19 protein-coding genes are annotated in these 16902 nt (G+C 59.5%); 15 read left to right on the top strand and 4 right to left on the bottom strand.

Annotated elements, in window-relative coordinates; translation table 11 throughout:
• Positions 1–7: 7 nt before the first annotated feature.
• Positions 8–1216 carry an aspartate transaminase gene (locus tag AFK24_RS10430; RefSeq protein WP_065833157.1) on the bottom strand — a complete coding sequence of 403 codons (1209 nt, stop codon included), beginning with the start codon at positions 1214–1216 and terminating at the stop codon, positions 8–10.
• 299 nt (positions 1217–1515) lie between these two features.
• Here AFK24_RS10430 and nac point away from each other — a divergent pair, with 299 nt between their 5' ends.
• The 12 genes from nac to AFK24_RS10370 all read left to right on the top strand — a co-directional run bounded on the left by nac (position 1516) and on the right by AFK24_RS10370 (position 11341).
• Entirely contained in the window at positions 1516–2430 is a 915-nt protein-coding gene (gene nac / locus AFK24_RS10425; RefSeq protein WP_065833156.1) for a nitrogen assimilation transcriptional regulator NAC, read from the top strand.
• A gap of 104 nt (positions 2431–2534) precedes the next feature.
• A complete protein-coding gene (locus AFK24_RS10420; RefSeq protein WP_065833155.1) occupies positions 2535–2981 on the top strand; it encodes an acetyl-CoA carboxylase biotin carboxyl carrier protein in 447 nt (148 codons plus the stop codon).
• Positions 2982–3011: 30 nt separating this feature from the next.
• Positions 3012–4364, top strand: coding sequence for an acetyl-CoA carboxylase biotin carboxylase subunit (gene accC / locus AFK24_RS10415; RefSeq protein ID WP_065833154.1), 1353 nt, complete (start codon positions 3012–3014; stop codon positions 4362–4364).
• Positions 4361–5032, top strand: a complete 672-nt coding sequence (gene pxpB / locus AFK24_RS10410; protein WP_065833153.1) for a 5-oxoprolinase subunit PxpB — start codon at positions 4361–4363, stop codon at positions 5030–5032. The genes accC and pxpB overlap by 4 nt, the downstream gene beginning before the upstream one ends.
• Positions 5029–6000 carry a biotin-dependent carboxyltransferase family protein gene (locus tag AFK24_RS10405; protein ID WP_065833152.1) on the top strand — a complete coding sequence of 324 codons (972 nt, stop codon included), beginning with the start codon at positions 5029–5031 and terminating at the stop codon, positions 5998–6000. Before pxpB ends, AFK24_RS10405 begins: the two co-directional genes overlap by 4 nt.
• 11 nt (positions 6001–6011) lie before the next feature.
• Entirely contained in the window at positions 6012–6443 is a 432-nt protein-coding gene (locus AFK24_RS10400) for a hypothetical protein (RefSeq protein ID WP_065833151.1), read from the top strand.
• A complete protein-coding gene (locus tag AFK24_RS10395; RefSeq protein ID WP_065833150.1) occupies positions 6440–7207 on the top strand; it encodes a LamB/YcsF family protein in 768 nt (255 codons plus the stop codon). The genes AFK24_RS10400 and AFK24_RS10395 overlap by 4 nt, the downstream gene beginning before the upstream one ends.
• Positions 7208–7373: 166 nt before the next feature.
• Positions 7374–8126 (top strand): SDR family oxidoreductase, encoded by a 753-nt coding sequence (locus AFK24_RS10390; protein ID WP_065833149.1) that lies wholly within the window; start codon positions 7374–7376, stop codon positions 8124–8126.
• A 120-nt stretch (positions 8127–8246) separates the two neighbouring features.
• Complete coding sequence (locus tag AFK24_RS10385) at positions 8247–8948, top strand: amino acid ABC transporter permease (RefSeq protein ID WP_065833148.1); 702 nt, start codon at positions 8247–8249, stop codon at positions 8946–8948.
• Between the two features lie 6 nt (positions 8949–8954).
• Positions 8955–9698 (top strand): amino acid ABC transporter permease, encoded by a 744-nt coding sequence (locus AFK24_RS10380; protein ID WP_065833147.1) that lies wholly within the window; start codon positions 8955–8957, stop codon positions 9696–9698.
• Positions 9699–9720: 22 nt separating this feature from the next.
• Positions 9721–10449, top strand: a complete 729-nt coding sequence (locus AFK24_RS10375; protein ID WP_170826316.1) for an amino acid ABC transporter ATP-binding protein — start codon at positions 9721–9723, stop codon at positions 10447–10449.
• A gap of 58 nt (positions 10450–10507) precedes the next feature.
• A complete protein-coding gene (locus AFK24_RS10370; protein WP_065833145.1) occupies positions 10508–11341 on the top strand; it encodes an ABC transporter substrate-binding protein in 834 nt (277 codons plus the stop codon).
• A 209-nt stretch (positions 11342–11550) separates the two neighbouring features.
• Here the strand turns inward: AFK24_RS10370 and AFK24_RS10365 are convergent, their stop codons facing one another.
• Complete coding sequence (locus AFK24_RS10365; RefSeq protein ID WP_065833144.1) at positions 11551–13362, bottom strand: ABC transporter ATP-binding protein; 1812 nt, start codon at positions 13360–13362, stop codon at positions 11551–11553.
• Positions 13363–13509: 147 nt separating this feature from the next.
• Between AFK24_RS10365 and AFK24_RS10360 the strand changes: the two genes are divergently transcribed.
• A complete protein-coding gene (locus AFK24_RS10360) occupies positions 13510–13935 on the top strand; it encodes a DUF1810 domain-containing protein (RefSeq protein WP_065833143.1) in 426 nt (141 codons plus the stop codon).
• A gap of 92 nt (positions 13936–14027) precedes the next feature.
• Positions 14028–14258, top strand: coding sequence for a DUF6555 family protein (locus tag AFK24_RS10355; RefSeq protein WP_065833142.1), 231 nt, complete (start codon positions 14028–14030; stop codon positions 14256–14258).
• Here AFK24_RS10355 and AFK24_RS10350 read toward each other — a convergent pair.
• The gene (locus AFK24_RS10350) at positions 14255–15403 is read right to left on the bottom strand and encodes a DUF1615 domain-containing protein (RefSeq protein ID WP_170826313.1); all 1149 of its coding nucleotides are present in this window, start codon (positions 15401–15403) and stop codon (positions 14255–14257) included. The genes AFK24_RS10355 and AFK24_RS10350 overlap by 4 nt on opposite strands.
• 117 nt (positions 15404–15520) lie before the next feature.
• Positions 15521–16429: a glutaminase B gene (gene glsB, locus AFK24_RS10345; RefSeq protein ID WP_065833141.1), complete on the bottom strand. Its 909-nt coding sequence runs from the start codon at positions 16427–16429 to the stop codon at positions 15521–15523.
• Positions 16430–16598: 169 nt separating this feature from the next.
• On the opposite strand from glsB, the gene AFK24_RS10340 reads away from it, so the two are divergent.
• Positions 16599–16817 (top strand): hypothetical protein, encoded by a 219-nt coding sequence (locus AFK24_RS10340; protein ID WP_065833140.1) that lies wholly within the window; start codon positions 16599–16601, stop codon positions 16815–16817.
• The last annotated feature ends 85 nt before the right edge of the window (positions 16818–16902 follow it).

Genomic DNA, 16902 nt, shown 5'->3' with positions numbered 1-16902 from the left:
CAACGCCTCAGCCCAAGGCCGCAACAGCGGTGGCGATTCGGCTGCAACCCTGTTCAAGGGTTTCCAGAGCGGTAGCAATCGACATGCGGAAGAACGGCGCCAGGCCGTAGGCCGTACCCGCGACCACGGCCACGCCCTGACTTTCCAGCAGATACATCACGACATCCGTGTCGGTCGCAAGGATGTGCCCGGCCGGCGTACGTTTGCCAATCAATGCACCGCAGTTCACATACAGATAAAACGCGCCATCGGGTTTCAGACAGCTCAGTCCTTCAATGCCGTTGATCAGGTCCAGGCAACGGTCGCGGCGCTGCTGGTAGATCACGACGCTTTCTTTGACAAACGATTGATCGCCGCTCAAGGCAGCAAGCGCTGCGGCCTGGCCCACTGAGCTCGCATTGCTGGTCGATTGCGACTGCAACGTCGCCATGGCATTGATCAAGTCCGCCGGGCCTGCAGCGTAGCCAATACGCCAGCCGGTCATGGCATAGGTCTTGGAAACGCCATTGATGACCAACACGCGGTCGCGGAGAGCAGGCTCGACACCAAGAATGTGGCCGTTATCGGCACCTTCAAAGCGAATATGCTCGTAGATGTCGTCGGTCATGACCAGGACATGGGGAAACTCCAGCAACACGTCAGCCAACAGCCTCAGTTCATCCACGCTGTAACTGGCGCCGGTCGGATTGCTCGGTGAATTGAGCAGCAACCAGCGGGTCCGCTCGGTAATCGCGCCGCGCAGCTGTTCTGCGGTCAGCTTGAAGCCGTTCTCTTCCGGGCAGGGGATGGTCACCGGCTCGCCTTCGCAAGCCAGCACCATGTCCGGGTATGAAACCCAGTAAGGCGCGGGGATCAGCACCTCATCACCTGCGCCCAAAGTTGAGGCGAATGCATTGAAAATCGCGCTCTTCGCCCCGCAGGTCACCACGACCTGAGCAGCCGAGTACTCCAGATCATTTTCCCGCGCCAGCTTGGCCACGATAGCCTGACGCAGCTCCAGCGTGCCGGCGTTCGAGGTATAGCGAGTTTCGCCGCGCTCGATAGCGGCACAGGCGGCCTGACGGATGTGCTGCGGCGTATCAAAATCGGGCTCACCTACTACCAGATTGATGATCGACTTGCCCTGGCGCCGCAGTTCAATGGCACGGTCGGCGGCGGCACTGCTCGGCGAAGGTTTGATGCGTTGCACGCGGGCGGCGATGCGGGAGGCGTTCAAGGTCGTAATCCTCGGAGGTGACATTCGAGGCACTACGTTACGAGTCGCTATCCTCAAGCAGATAAGACAGTTTCGTTCTGGGCTAATAGGAAGTCCTTATGACAGCCTACCGAACACCGGCGCACCAAAATGGAACACATCAGGATTTACTGCGCCTCCTCAAAGCAAAATCCGCAGCGGCACCTCTGGTCATAGCAAAGGCTTATAGCTCAATAGCTGAGCGTTCAAACCTGTAGCGCTTCATGGCCTGCCTTTTGCTAAACCCGTCTGGATGCCATTTCATCCATGAGTCCTGTCTTTTGAATCTTCGCCGCCTGAAGTACTTCGTAAAAATCGTCGATATCGGCAGCCTGACTCAGGCCGCCGATGTCTTGCATATTGCCCAACCGGCCCTTAGCCAACAGTTGGCGACTCTGGAAGCCGAACTGCATCAGCAATTGTTGATTCGTACCAAGCGCGGCGTGACGCCCACCGAAGCGGGCAAGGTTCTCTATGGCCATGCCCAACACATATTGCGTCAGTGCGAACAGGCCATCAGCGACGTCAACGACACCGGCCATGCCCTGTCCGGTCAAGTATCGGTGGGCCTTGCACCGGGCACCGCAGCGTCGACCTTGTCGCTGCCGCTATTGCGGCGGGTTCGCGAGCGCTACCCGGGGATCCTGCTTTACCTCAACGAGAACTTTGGCACCACCCTCAGCGAACTGATCATGAACGGGCGCATGGACATGGCGGTTCTGTACGGCGGGCGTGAAGTCCATGGCCTGAGTTTTGTGCCGCTGCTGAGGGAAAACCTGTATCTGGTCAGCGCCGAAGCTCACCTGAGCGAGCGGGATGAAATATCCCTTGCCGAGCTGGCGCCCATGGCAATGCTCCTGCCGCGCCCTTACAACATCATGCGCAAGCTGGTGGACGAAGCTTTCGTCAGCATCGGTCTGAGCGCCAATGTGGTGGCCGAGGTGGAATCATCTGCGACCCTTACCGCAGCCGTTGCTGAGCGCTTCGGTTCAACCATCCTCCCCGAATCAGCTGCCAGAGTGCTGATGGCCGCCACCGGTGCGCGCATGCTGCATATTGTCGAACCTGGCATCCAAGCGCCGCTGGCCCTGTGCCTGTCCGGTCATTTGCCGCTGTCGGTCCCGGCCCAGGCGGTCAAGGCAATCCTTCTGGAGCTGGTCGCAGAGATGCGCAACCAGACCGTTTCCGCGTCATAAGCGAGCCTTATCACCCCAAAGCCAAACCGTCTTGGCGGTCCCGGACAGCCCTCGTTAGATTGAACTCCATTCAATACGACACGCTGCAAAGGTGAAGCAAGGGTATGGACCAAGAACGCATCAAGGCACTGATCGATTTGCTGGCTGAGTCCGACCTGATCGAACTGAGCCTGACAGAAGGCGACAGCACGATACGTCTGTTCAAAGAGGGCACTACTGCTGTGGCGCGAGCGCCATCGCTGCCCGCCAATGCGCAGCCAGGTCTGGCAACGAACACACCAACGCCGCCCGCCAAACCGGTCGTGCCCGCAACCGCTGACAATGCGGTCAAAGCCAGCCTCTATGGCGTCCTGCATCTGACTCCTGCGGCGGGCGAAGCGCCCTTTGTCACAGTCGGCGACAACGTAGAGGCCGGTCAGACACTGGCAATTATCGAAGCGATGAAAATGTTCCATCCGCTCAAGGCCCCGCATTCAGGTGTCGTGGAAGCGATTCTGGCCACCGGGGGCACTGAGGTCGAAGCAGGCCAACCCTTGTTCCGTCTCGGTTGATCACGACCCGAACTCTTTAGGTGCATCCAAATGTTCGAAAAAGTGCTGATCGCCAACCGTGGCGAAATTGCCTTGCGTATCCAGCGCGCCTGCCGTGGCCTGGGCTTGAAAACCGTGGTGGTTTATTCCGAAGCCGATCGTCACGCACAATACGTATTACAAGCCGATGAGGCGATTTGCATTGGACCTGCCGCCCCCACTCAAAGCTATTTGAACCAAGCCGCGCTGCTCTTCGCTGCAGAAATCAGCGGCGCCCAGGCAATCCATCCCGGTTACGGTTTTCTTTCCGAAAGTGCTGGCTTTGCCGAACGTATCGAGCATGCCGGCCTGACATTCATTGGCCCCAGCGCTGCCTGTATTCGCACCATGGGCGACAAAGTCGCTGCCAAACGTGCCATGCGCGAAGCCGGTGTACCTTGCGTTCCCGGCCCTGATTCCAGCATGTCCAGCGATCCCCAAGCCATCCTGGCGGTGGCGCAGGAAATCGGTTACCCGGTAATCGTCAAGGCGGCGGGCGGTGGCGGCGGGCGCGGTATGCGCGTGGTCCAGCGCGAAGCAGACCTGTTGGACGCGATCGCCCTGACCCGTGAAGAGGCCCGCCTGGCGTTCGGCAACCCGGAGCTCTATATCGAGAAATTCCTTGGTCACCCGCGACACGTTGAAATTCAGGTCCTGTGCGACGCGTTCGGCAACGCCGTGTGGCTGGGCAGTCGCGACTGCTCGTTGCAGCGCCGCCATCAGAAAGTGCTGGAAGAAGCGCCCGCGCCCGGCATTGATCCGCAACTGATCGCCCATGTCGGAGAGCGGTGCGTCAAGGCTTGCCAGCAGATCGCCTACCGGGGCGTCGGCACCTTCGAGTTTCTCTTTGAAGACGGTCAGTTCTTCTTCATTGAAATGAACACCCGCCTGCAGGTAGAGCACCCCGTGACCGAAATGACGACCGGCATCGACATTGTTCAACAGCAACTGCGCATGGCCCGAGGCGAACGTCTTGAGTTGCGCCAGAGCGACATCGTTGCCAACGGCCATTCCCTGGAATGCCGGATCAATGCCGAGGACTCGCTGACCTTCATGCCGACTCCGGGCCAGATCACCCGCTGGGAAGTGCCGGGCGGCTTTGGTGTGCGGGTCGATTCCCATGTCACTACCGGCTACCGGGTGCCGCCTTATTACGACTCAATGATCGCCAAGGTCATCAGCCACGGCGCCACTCGTGAAGAAGCCATGGCACGTATGCGCCTGGCGTTGAGTGAACTCTACGTGGAGGGTATTTCCACCAACATCGCCTTGCACCGCGAGATTCTGCAAGACCCGGATTTTTGCCACGGTGGCGTTGACATTCACCATCTGGAGCACTGGCTGCAGCAACGGAGCACCCAATGAGCATCTCCCCTGCGGACCCGAGTCCGACCATCAGTCTGTTGGGCACCACGGCCCTGCTTTTTGAGGCGCCAGGCAGCCTGGACCTGGCCCCGCAACAGCGCCTCTGGGCGATGGCCCGAGTGACCGTGCAATGGCCGGAAATTCGCGAATCTGTGCCGGGCATGAATAACCTGATGTTGACGTTCACCCGTGCGCCGAGGGAGCTCGGCGCACTGACCCGACGCCTGCTGGAAACCTGGGAAGCCTGCGAACCCTTGCCACTGGAGGGCCGCATCATCGAGTTGCCGGTGACTTACGGCGGCGAACACGGGCCACACATGAATGACGTGATTGCCCACACCGGGCTGGATATCGAGACTATTGCTCACCTGCACAGCGAGCCGCTTTATCCGGTGTACGCCTTGGGTAGCCATCCGGGTTACTGCTATCTGGGAGGCATGAATGCGCGTATCGCGACACCGAGGCGCCAGGTTCCGGTGATCAGCATAGGCGCCGGTTCAGTGTCTATCGGTGGCGTGCAGACCGGGGTTTCGGCGTCCGCCGGTCCCAGCGGCTGGAACACCATCGGCCGTACCGAAATGGTCTTCTTCGACCCGGAACAATCCCCTCCGGCGCTCCTGCAGCCGGGTGATCTGCTGCGCTTTCGCATCGAGAGGATCATTCGATGATCGAGATTCTATCCGCCACGGCCCTGGCCACCGTTCAGGATCTGGGCCGAATCGGCAGCCTGGGTTATGGGGTGGGCACTTCAGGTGCAATGGACGCGCTGGCCGTTGTGACCGGCAATATAATGCTGGGCAATGACGATGCTGCAGCGGCTATCGAGATTCCGGTATTTCCCTTCCAGGTACGCCTGCTGGCGGACTGTGCCTTTGCGGTGACTGGCGCAGCCTGCGCATCGAATCTGGACGGCAGCGCATTCCCGCCGAACTGGGTCATGCAAGGTCACAAAGGCCAGATCCTGACCATCGACCGCCCTGCTTCGGGCTGCCGAGCCTATCTGTGCCTGGCAGGCGGGATCGACGTGCCGCTGGTACTCGGCTCACGCAGCACCCAGTTGCGCGGTGAGTTTGGCGGTTTCCAGGGCCGCGCCTTGCAGCAAGGTGATCAACTGGGCGCCTGCAAGCCGGGATTACTCGCCGGGCCGACGGATTTCGGCGTGCTGGGTGCCGCTCGGGCGCTGCCTCTGGCCGTGCATGACATCCCCGCCATTCGTGTGTTGCCCGCCGCCGAGTATCTGGGTTTTACCGCCGACTCCCGAGCGTCGTTCTGGGCCGGGGACTGGAAAATCACCGCCCAGAGCAATCGCTACGGCTATCGCCTCGCCGGCACGCCGATCCTGCCTGAGCGCGCCATGGAGGTTCGCTCCCACGGCATCGTGCCGGGCGTCATTCAGGTGCCCCATGGCGGCCAGCCCATTATCCAGATGCGTGATGCTCAACCCAGCGGCGGCTACCCGAAATTCGGCACAGTGATCGAGGCCGACCTGTGGCGCCTGGGTCAGGCCGCCATTGGCAGCCGGGTGCGCTTTATCGAATGCAGTTATGACCAGGCGCTGGACGCCCTTGAACACAACCTGCGCTATCTCGCCGAAACACGGCGTCTTGTGGCCCTGCATGGCCTGGCCCGGCGTTGAGGATACTGACAATGAATATTGAAGAAATTCGCCAGCTGGCGGCGGACCTGCAACAGGCAGGCCTCTGCGGCGCAGAAATCGAGAAACCGGGATTCAAGCTGACCCTCAAGCTAGGCATTGCCCACGCCCCCTCTTCGGCAGCTCCCGATCCGGCAAACCCGGAAGCCGGGCCTGTCTCAAGCCTGCTCGACATCAAGGCAACTTCGTTGGGACGGTTTCTGGATGCACACCCCGACGACAACATAGTGCTCGCGCCCATGGGCAGCGACGTGGTGGTGGGACAATTGGTGGCACTCCTGGCAATCGGCTCGCTGCTGCTTGCGGTACGCAGCCAGCACGCCGGAAAGGTCTGCCGCCTGCTCGTACCCAGCGGCACCGCCGTGGGTTACGGCCAGACGCTGATCAGTCTTTGTCCTGTTGAAGCCGGAGTAATGCTGCCATGAAGATCGATCTGAATGCGGACCTGGGTGAAGGTTTCGGTGCCTGGCGCATGGGCGAGGATGAGGCGTTGATGGAGATCATTTCCTCGGCCAACGTCGCGTGCGGCTTTCATGCCGGCGACCCATTGATCATGAATAACACTGCACGCATGGCCAAAGCCAAAGGCATCGATCTGGGCGCCCATGTGGGTTTCCCCGACCTGCAGGGTTTCGGCCGACGTCAGATGAATATCGACATCGCCGAGCTATGCACGTATGTGACTTACCAGTTGGGGGCTTTGGCGGCTATTGCCAAAGTCGCCGGGCATCGCATGACGCACATGAGCTTTCATGGCGCCCTGGGCAACATGGCCGCCGCTGATATCGAGCTGGCAACGCCGCTGATTCGGACCGTGGCCGCCTTTGACCCGGCAATTATCATCAGCTCCTCAAGCAGCAGGGCCATCGAAAGCGCTGCCGCCCTGTGCAATTTGCGGGTCGCTACCACGTTTCTGGCCGACCGCGCTTACGGCGACGATTGCCTGCTGGTGCCACGCAAAATCGCCAACTCGGTGATAAAGGACCCAACGACCGTATTGCAGCGGGTCCGTCAGTTACTTGAAGACAGCACTGTGACGAGCATCAGCGGCAAGGTGATCAAGGTCAACGCCTGTTCAATATTGCTCCACGGCGACACACCAGGCGCGGTTGAACTGGCTCGCACCGTGCATCGCGAAATCGAAACTGCGGGGGGGCAAATCGTGCCGGTCTCACAGCTGATGGCCTGAGCCGGCCGCTCTGGGTCAACGTCATAAGAGACCCTTATAGCCACACAGCCATTCCGTCTTGGTCGCCAGGGTTTACGCTGGATAGAGTCGGTACATTAGCTAAACACAACCGTATTGATCGCTCACATGCCAGGCGTGTGAACCAATGGATTCAGGGGTAACCGCAATGCCATTTTCCGATTACAAAACCGCACTGGTCACTGGCGCTTCTTCCGGCATCGGCGCAGCCGTGGTCGAGCGTCTTTGTCAGGAAGGTATCGAAGTTCATGCCATTGCCCGCAGCGCCGACAAACTTGCTGATCTGGCCGCACGCACCGGCTGTATTGCCCACGCTATCGACGTTACCGATCTGCCCGCACTGACCGCCCTGTTCGGTCAATACAGCTTCGATATTCTAGTCAACAACGCCGGGGTGGATCGTCCGGGCTCGATCCTTGCGGCAGATGCCGAGGGCATCGATTTTCTGATCGATGTCAACCTGCGCGCCGTGCTGCATCTGGCGCGTCTGGCATTGCCAGGCATGGTCGAACGCGACAGTGGCCACATCATCAATATCAGCTCCATTGCTGCGGCCTATAACTTTGGCGGTAACTCGACCTATCACGCCACCAAGGCCGCCGTGAGCATGCTTTCCCGCCAACTGCGTATCGATGCCTTCGGCAAACGCGTACGGGTTACTGAAATCTGCCCTGGCCGCGTTGCCACTGACATCTTCGCCCATGTCCACGGCGATTCCGAAGAAACCTACAAGCGCTTCGTCGAGGGCTTCGAGTTGCCGGTGGCCGCGGACATCGCCAATGCCATCGCCTTCGCCATTGCCGCTCCGGTCGCCGTCAACATCGGTCATATGGAAATCACTCCGACCCTGCAAGTCCCCGGTGGCCTGTCGACCGTCCGCCCGCAGGATTACCACGGCTGAACCTGCCAGCGCTGCGCCGTTGCACTGCGAACAGAACGGACTCATCCGTCGATGCGCTCCTTGGCCAGGCCAATGTCTGGCACTTTTTCTGCCCCTACCCAATGCTGATAGGGATTGACCATGAAGCATGACTTCGATTTAGCCCCGATCCTGCAAGGTGAATACGCCGAACTGATCGTCAAGGGCATCGAAATGACCTTGCAACTGGCGCTGCTCGCCTGGTGCCTGGCCATGGCACTGGCGCTCGTTCTGGTGACCGTGCGCCTGACCGGCAACAAATACGCGAACCGCATCGTTGCGGCCTATGTTTCCTACCACCGCAACGTGCCGACACTGGTGCAACTGATGCTGTGGTATTTCGGTATCCCAACACTGCTGTCCACCTCGACGCAGATCTGGCTGGCCAATTACAACACTGAATACCTGTTCTCGATCATCGCCCTGGGCCTGTGTCAGGCGGCCTATTTCAGTGAAGACATCCGCAGTGGCCTGCGGGCCATTCCGGTCGGTCAAACCGAGGCTTCGCGAGCGCTGGGCATGGGCTATGTGCGTTCAATGCGCTACGTGATCCTGCCCCAGGGCGTGCGCAACTCTCTGCCGTCGTTGATCAACCACACCGTGCTCTTGTTCAAGAACACCAGTCTGGCCATGGCTATCGGAGTGATGGAGCTGACATATGCAACGCGAGAAGTCGAGAACTACACCTTCCGAACCTTCGAATCCTTTCTGGTTGCCTCAGTGGTGTACCTGGCCATTTCGCTGCTGCTGATGGGGCTCGGCGCCCTGCTGGCCAAGCGGTTCAACAAAGCCCTGGCGAGGTAAGCGAGCATGTTCGATATCTTCAAGATCCTCCAGGAAAACTGGACACTGTTCCTGATCGGCCAATACCCTCACGGTCCATTGGGTGGGCTGGCAAGTACGCTGATTCTGGCGGTACTGGCCTTGTTGCTGGCCTTTCCGTTCGGCCTGCTGCTGGCTGTCGCTAGAATCTCGCCGTGGAAAGCGCTGCGCTATTGCGCGACGGTCTGGGTGTATGTGCTGCGTGGAATTCCGCTGCTCATGGTGATCTTCTGGACCTACTTTCTGGTCCCCTTGCTCATCGGCCACAACATCACCGGGTTCACCACCATGCTCTGCACCCTGGTGATCTACCAGAGCGCGTATCTGTGCGAAATCATTCGCGGCAGCATCCAGGCATTGCCGAGCGGCCAATACGAAGCATCCCGCGCCTTGGGCATGAGCTACCTGCGCACCACCACCTGGGTCATCCTGCCCCAGGCGCTTTACAACGCCTTGCCCAGCCTGCTGAGCCAGTTCATATCCATCATCAAGGAAACGTCTCTGGGCTATGTGATCAACGTTCAGGAAGTGACGTTCGCCGCCAATCAGGTCAACAACCAACTGCTGACCAAGCCGTTTCAGGTGTTCTTCATCCTTGCGGTCATTTATTACCTGCTGTGTTTCGCCCTGACCCATCTGGCCGACTGGCTGGAGCGGCGCATTGCCCGCAAGCGTCTGGGTACCGTAACCGCTGCCGCCGTCGACAGCCCTTTGCTGCCCCCTATTAATTGAACAGGGCTGACTCATGCGTCCAATGATCATGTTTTCCAACGTCAACAAGTGGTACGGCGAGTACCAGGCCTTGACCAATCTCACGGCCCAGGTGAATACCGGTGAAGTGGTGGTGCTGTGCGGCCCTTCAGGCTCCGGCAAGTCGACGCTGATCCGCACGGTCAATCGCCTGGAAGACATCCAGGAAGGCCAGATTCTGTTCGACGGCCAGGATGTAAATGGCACCGACGCCAATGTGAACCGGCTGCGTAGCCGGGTCGGTTTTGTATTCCAGAGCTTTAACCTGTTTCCGCACCTGTCGGTGCTGGACAACATCATCCTGTCACCCACCAAGACCTTGGGACTGAAGGGTTCGGCCGCCAAACAACGGGCCATGGAACTGCTGGAGCGCGTCGGCCTGGCGCACAAGGCTGGCGCCTACCCCGCGCAATTATCCGGCGGCCAGCAGCAACGCGTGGCCATTGCCCGGGCCTTGGCCATGGAGCCGCCGGTGATGCTGTTCGACGAACCCACCAGTGCCCTGGACCCGGAAATGGTCGGTGAAGTCCTGAGTGTCATGAAAGGTCTGGCCAAAGACGGCATGACCATGATGTGCGTGACCCATGAAATGAACTTCGCCCGTGAAGTCGCCGACACCATCTGGTTCATGGATGCCGGACAGATTCTGGAAAAAAGCGACCCAGAGAGCTTTTTCAGTCAGCCCCAACACCCGCGCGCCCAGCGTTTTATCGCGGACTTGCGTGCGCATTGATTTTCTAACTGCCGTTGGATCCGGTCTTACCCAAACTTACTTTTTCTGGAGCATTCCCATGCGTATCAAGCATTTGTTCGCCGTCGTAGCACTCAGTCCCCTGGCAGCCACCCTCGCCCACGCCGATCAGCTGAGCGACATCATGACCAGGCAGTCGTTGAGCTGCGGCGTGTATGCCGATGTTCCGCCGTTCTCCGCGCCGGACCCGAAAACCCGCGAGCTGGTGGGCATGGACGTCGATCTGTGTACTGCGCTGGCCAAGAAGCTGGGGGTCAAGCTGGAGCTCAAGCCAATGTCGGTGGAAGCCAGGATTCCGGAAGTAAAAATGGGCCGCGTCGATGTGCTCTTCGCCAATCTGGCGTACACCAAAACCCGCGCCGACCAGATCCAGTTCAGCGACCCGTACTACATTGCCAAGGAAACCCTGGTGGTCCACGCCGCCAACGCCGACAAGGACAAGGCTTTCTTCAAGGACAAACGCATCAGCTCTACCAAGGGCTCAACTTCCGAACAGTCGATCCGTATCGCTGGCGCAACTCCGGTAACCTTCCAGGACACCGGTTCTGCCTACATGGCACTGCAACAGAACAAGGTTGTCGGGCTGGTGACCAACACCATGACCGCGATCAAACTGGTCAATCAGGCCAAGGCATCGGGTCTTGAGCTGGCTATCGTCAAAGAGCCAATGGCCCTGGAACCCATTGGTGCCGGTATGCGCAAAGACGAACCGGCGTTCCTGGCCAAGGTCAATGAATCCCTCAAGGCAATGGACGATGCTGGCGAGATCGACGCCATCTGGGAACGCTGGATTGGCCCCAATACCGAATACAAGATGGTCCGTGAGGACAAGGTACAAAGCCTGAGCGCGCTGAAGTTCGACCCGCTGCCTTGATGGTTCGGGGATAGCCTGATCGTTCATGGGAGCGAGGCGCGCCCGCGAAGGCTTCGTTTCAGGCGATAGATAAAGTCGACTGAAAATCCGGTTCGCGGGCAAGCCTCGCTCCTACAAATTGGCAATCCTCGTTCGCGAAGTGGCTTCCCTGACACTGAAAGTCGCAAGCCCAACCATAGAGTCAGGCCGGTATGCGGCCTGATTGTTCATCAGCGATATCCACGCGCCTGCAAGTCAAACAGCGTGGCATAGCGCCCGCCCGCAGCCACCAGGCTGGCGTGGTCGCCGCGTTCCAGGACGCGTCCTTGGTCCAGTACCACGATGTGATCGGCATTACGCACGCTGGAAAAACGGTGGGAAATCAGCAGCGTCATCCTGCCCTTCGCGTACTCGCGAAAATGCTCGAACACCGCCGCCTCCGCGCCAGCGTCAAGGGCTGCGGTGGGTTCGTCGAGGATCAGAATGTCCGCATTGCGGCGCATGTAGGCCCGGGACAGGGCGATCTTCTGCCATTGCCCGCCGGACAGCTCCTGGCCACCGGCAAACCAGCGGCCCAGTTGCGTTGCGTAGCCCTTGTCCAGCCGCTCGATGAACTCTGCCGCCATGCCCTGGCTGGCAGCATCACGCCAGCGCTGCTCTTCGCCGAAAGCGTCGATATCACCGACGCCGAGGTTCTCGCCGACGATGAACTGGTAGCGAATGTAGTCCTGGAAGATCACGCCGATACGCCGCCGCAAAGCATCTTCATTCCAGTCGTTGAGATCGCTGCCATCAAGCAGTATGCGCCCTTGATTCGGTCGATACAGACGGGTCAACAGCTTGATCAGCGTGGTCTTGCCGGAGCCGTTCTCGCCCACCAGCGCAACGCTGCGACCGGGCGCCAGATGCAGGTCTATGTTTTCCAGGGTCGTATGGCTGGAACCCGGATAAGTAAAGCTCACTCCCTCAAAGCGCAGGCCATCGCCGGGCAAGGTACCTTCGGTCACGCCGCCGACTTCCACGGTGACGGGTTGCCCGAGGTATTCATACAGATCGGCCAGATAAAGGCCGTCCTCGTAAAGCCCGCTGATGGCGCTCAGGCTGCTGCTCACCGCGCCTTGCCCTTGCTTGAACAGCACCAGATACATGGTCATCTGCCCCAGCGTGATCAGACCATGCACCGCGTCCACCACCACCCACGCATAAGCGAGATAAAACGCCGCAGTGCCGAGCAAACCCAACAGGAATCCCCAACCGTCGCGGCGCAGGGTCAGGCGGCGGTCTTCGGCATACAACCGCGCGAACGTGTCGCGATAACGCTGCAGCAACAAGGGACCGAAGCCGAACAGCTTGACCTCCTTGATGTAGGTCTCATGGGAAAGCAGCGTTTCGATGTAATTCTGCTGACGGCTTTCCGGGGCCCGGCGAGTAAACAAGCGGAAGGCATCGCCGGAAAAATGCGCTTCGGCGAAAAACACCGGCAACGCACCCAGCACCAGAATCAGCAGAGCCCAGGGCGAAAAATGCACCAGCAACACAGCAAAGCTGATCAGGGAAATCAGATTCTGGGTCAGGCCCAGGGATTTGGTCACCAACGCCAGCGGCCGGGTCGAGGCCTCGCGGCGCACCCGCACCAGCTTGTCGTAGAACTCCGAGTCCTCGAACTGACTGAGTGACAGGGTTTGCGCCTTTTCCAGAATCAACGTATTGACCTGCTGTCCCAACTGCACGCGTAGCAACGACTGCTGGACCGACAAGGCCCGCTGAGTGCCGGCCAGCAAGCCCAACACGCCCGCCTCCATCAGCACATAACGCAACACCGGCCAGAGCGGCGCGTTGCCGGTGTCGGCATGCAGTTGCATGGCCGCGACCACCGCATCAACGATGCGCTGCCCCAAAAAAGCGGCCAGCGCCGGCAGCACGCCCGCCAGCAAAGTGGCGACCACCAGCCCCAACGACAAGCCCCGGGAAGTGACCCAGACCAATCCCAGCGCACGGCGTGCCTGATCGAAAAATGCGGCGAAACGGCTGACAACGGGCATGCGCGGGAAGGCTCTCGGACAAAAAACGATGGGATGAACGTCTATCGAACCCGGCGCAACGCAGAGGTTCAGCGGCTAAACTGGGACATCATAAGGCCGTCGCCGAATACCACACTCGATAAATCTCTGTCTGCTGGAAGGTGTGCCATGAACGACTTCTACAATCTGCAACGCTTCGTTGACGCACAGGCACCCGTTTTCGAGCAAGTGCTGGCTGAATTGCGCGAGGGCAGAAAGAGGAGCCACTGGATGTGGTTCGTCTTCCCGCAGATCAGCGGGCTGGGCCGTAGCGAGACGGCCAGATTTTACGCCATCACCTGCCTTAAAGAAGCGCAGGCCTATCTGCAACACCCGGTATTGGGGCCGCGTCTGGAACTCTGCGCGCAGATCATCGAGCCTCAGGTGCAATGGACCGCGCGGCAGATTTTCGGCTCGCCGGACGACATGAAACTGCACTCCAGCATGACGCTGTTCGCCGTGGCAGACCCTCAACGCCGCATCTTTCAGAATGTGCTGGATACCTTCTTCGATGGCGTGCCGGATCCATCAACCGTGGACAAGCTCAACGTTTGATCCCGCGACCTTTGGGCTGAAAAAAAAACACCAAGGGAACTGGCTGTATGCCACCAATGTCATAGCGCTATCACAACAGAGATAGCAAGGTTATGGCGAGTGGCCGACATTTTGAGATTCGATACGTTTTCAGAGGGGAACGAAGAATCTTCATTCAGCCTGATTCGACGATGAGTGACTCCGATGCCTGGTTTTACGCTTGCCTGCATGCACGAATTGGTGTGCAACATAATCTGTCGAGCCTGCGTACGGAGCTGGAAGCGTTGCAACAACACGCCGAGCGCGCGCAACTCAAGTTGGTCGAATGGGAAGAGTTGCCCTAGCCTTTAGTCCCCGTCGCAACCTTTTGCATACAACGTTCGCGCCGATCATCGACTCGCTGGGCAAACCAGGCCGTGGTGAGATTGCGCGTAATCTTCGGACTTTGCAGCGTGATGCCCGGCAAGATCGCCCTAGGCAGTGATTTACCCGCCGCAGCGTCGGCCAGCGCAAATACCCGCTCATACAGTTTGGTGTCTTCGAACTCCAGCGTATCGCCCTGCTTGAGCTGACTGAAGATCGCCGAGTTATTCATGTCCAGACGCTTGCTCAACGCACGTATCGCCAGTTCGGTGGAACTGGGTGACGTCGAGTCGTAGCGGATCAAGTCGCCATCCAGCGCCAGCTTGATTCCCGTCGCCTGACTCACCGCACTCTGAAATGCCGCATTGCGACTGGCGTACCAACCGGCGTTGAAGTCGGCAAACCGGTACAACGGCGCGGGGTAGTTGGCCGGATAGCCCAGCAAATGGGCGATGCCGAAATACATGCCGCCGCGCCGACTGAATACTTCCTGACGAATCGTCCCGGCCACCGGATACGGATAGCTTTTCGCCTGTTTTTCGGCGAACGCGATGCTCACTTGCATCGGCCCGCCGGTGTGTACCGGATTGAAGTTGCCGAACAGGGTTTGCCCCATGGGCACCATGCCGATGAAGTCATCAAAAATGGCGCTGAGCTGTTTCTCGGTGCGCGCTGCATCCAGCCGCGCGGCATAGGATTTACCGTCAGGCGAACGAATCTGCAAGGCCGTCCGAATCAGCACGCCGGGAATGTGCAGACGCGCGGCGCGGCGGTCGATCTCGGTGCGAGCGATCTTCCCCAGCCCCGGCACCGGCGGATCCACCTGAAAGGTTGATTCCTGCTCGGCCACGGCCAGCACCGAACATAAATTCTGGGTCGTCGGTGCGATGTCCTGCGCAGTAAACGCAGCCTGGATATCCACCGCCCAGGCCTCGCGCTCAGGAACCTTGGCCGGCATCAGGCGCAAAATTTGTGCACGGATTTGTCCGGGCGTCAGCTCTGGACCTTCCTGGCTGCGCTGGGTGCCGCAAGCGCTGAGCAACAGTGCGGCGGCCAATGCAAGCAGCGGCTTGGCAGGCTTGCACGGCGATTCGAAAAAAAACGGGATTGATCGATTCAGGTACATGCGTTCCCTGGCTTGCTGGTGAGCGTGCCGTCAGCCGCAGAGTTGGCTGACGTGAACCCAGTAGACCAGCGCCGGAGCGGGAATGCTCGGGAATATATTTCTGGAGGGAGCTGCGCCTCAGAACACCGACCACTCAATGCGCTCGCTGAGCTTCTCCAGCGCCGCCATGCCTGCCAGGGAATTGCCGGCGGGATTGAGTTCCGGCGACCAGACGCACACCGAAAACCGCCCCGGCACCACCGCCACGATACCGCCGCCGACGCCGCTCTTGCCTGGCAGGCCGACACGATAGGCGAAGTTACCCGCTTCGTCGTACAACCCGCTGGTGGCCATGATCGAGTTGAGTTGCTTGGTCTGCCGGGAGGTAAGAATCTGCTGGCCGCTGTGTACGCAAAATCCCTGGTTGGCGAGAAAGCCAAAAGCCCGCGCCAGATCGACGCAACTCATGCTCATCGCGCAGTGGTGAAAATAGCTGCGCAACACGTCTTCCACGTCGTTATGGAAGTTGTCGAACGACTTCATCAAATACGCCGCTGCGGCATTGCGCGAACGGTGCTGGTACTCGGACTCAGCAACTTTCGAATCGGAGATTACCTCCGGGTTGCCGCATAGCCGCCGCACGAAGTCGCGCAATGACAACGAAGGCGCGGCGAAGCGGCCCTGGTTGATGTCGCAGATCACCAAAGCTCCGGCATTGATAAACGGGTTGCGCGGCCTGCCCCGCTCGAATTCCAGCTGCACCAGGGAATTGAACGGCTGACCGGACGGCTCATGGCCCAACCGCTGCCAGATGTCTTCGCCCGAGTGGCCGATGGCCTGCACCAGGCTGAATACTTTGGAAATACTCTGAATCGAGAAGCGCGTCGTGGCATCCCCGGCATAATGCAATTCGCCATCATTGCTGTAGACCGCGATACCCAACTGATCCGGAGCAACATCACCCAATGCCGGGATGTAGTTGGCGACTTTGCCCTGACCGATCAGCGGCCGTACTTCATCGAGTATCTCGTTCAACAGCTTTTGCATGGGTGCGCTCATTGTTTTTGGGACCGCAAGCTAGACGACCAACGGTCGCGGCGCATCACACCGGCAGTTGCGGAAAATATCGACCGGTTCGCTCGACTCCTTTTGCCCGAACACCTGCTAGGCTCGATCTGTACTCAATCGAGAGGGCATTCTCGTGACAGCAAAAATCATGCAAATCACACCCTGCTCAGGGTGGAACTTCATTCACAAGGACGGCCATTCCGGCAAGCTCTACATTCATCCGGTCGCCGCCTGGGCGTTACTGGACGACGGCGAAGTGGTAGGGATGATTTCCGGCGACAGCCGCGAGCCAATGACGCCGGGCAAGACCGCAACGCTGGTCCAGCCACCGGCGGTGGGCGGCTACTACGCACCGGTGGAATCCTGACGCTGGTGCAATCGGGCTGAACTTTCGTTGTCGGCAAAACCTCCCATTCACAAGAGCGCATGGCAGACCGTGCGTTCCTGACTTT

Source organism: Pseudomonas syringae, from assembly GCF_001698815.1.
In the GTDB taxonomy this organism is placed as follows: Bacteria; Pseudomonadota; Gammaproteobacteria; order Pseudomonadales; family Pseudomonadaceae; genus Aquipseudomonas; species Aquipseudomonas syringae_A.
This window is presented reverse-complemented; position numbering and strand designations above follow the sequence as displayed.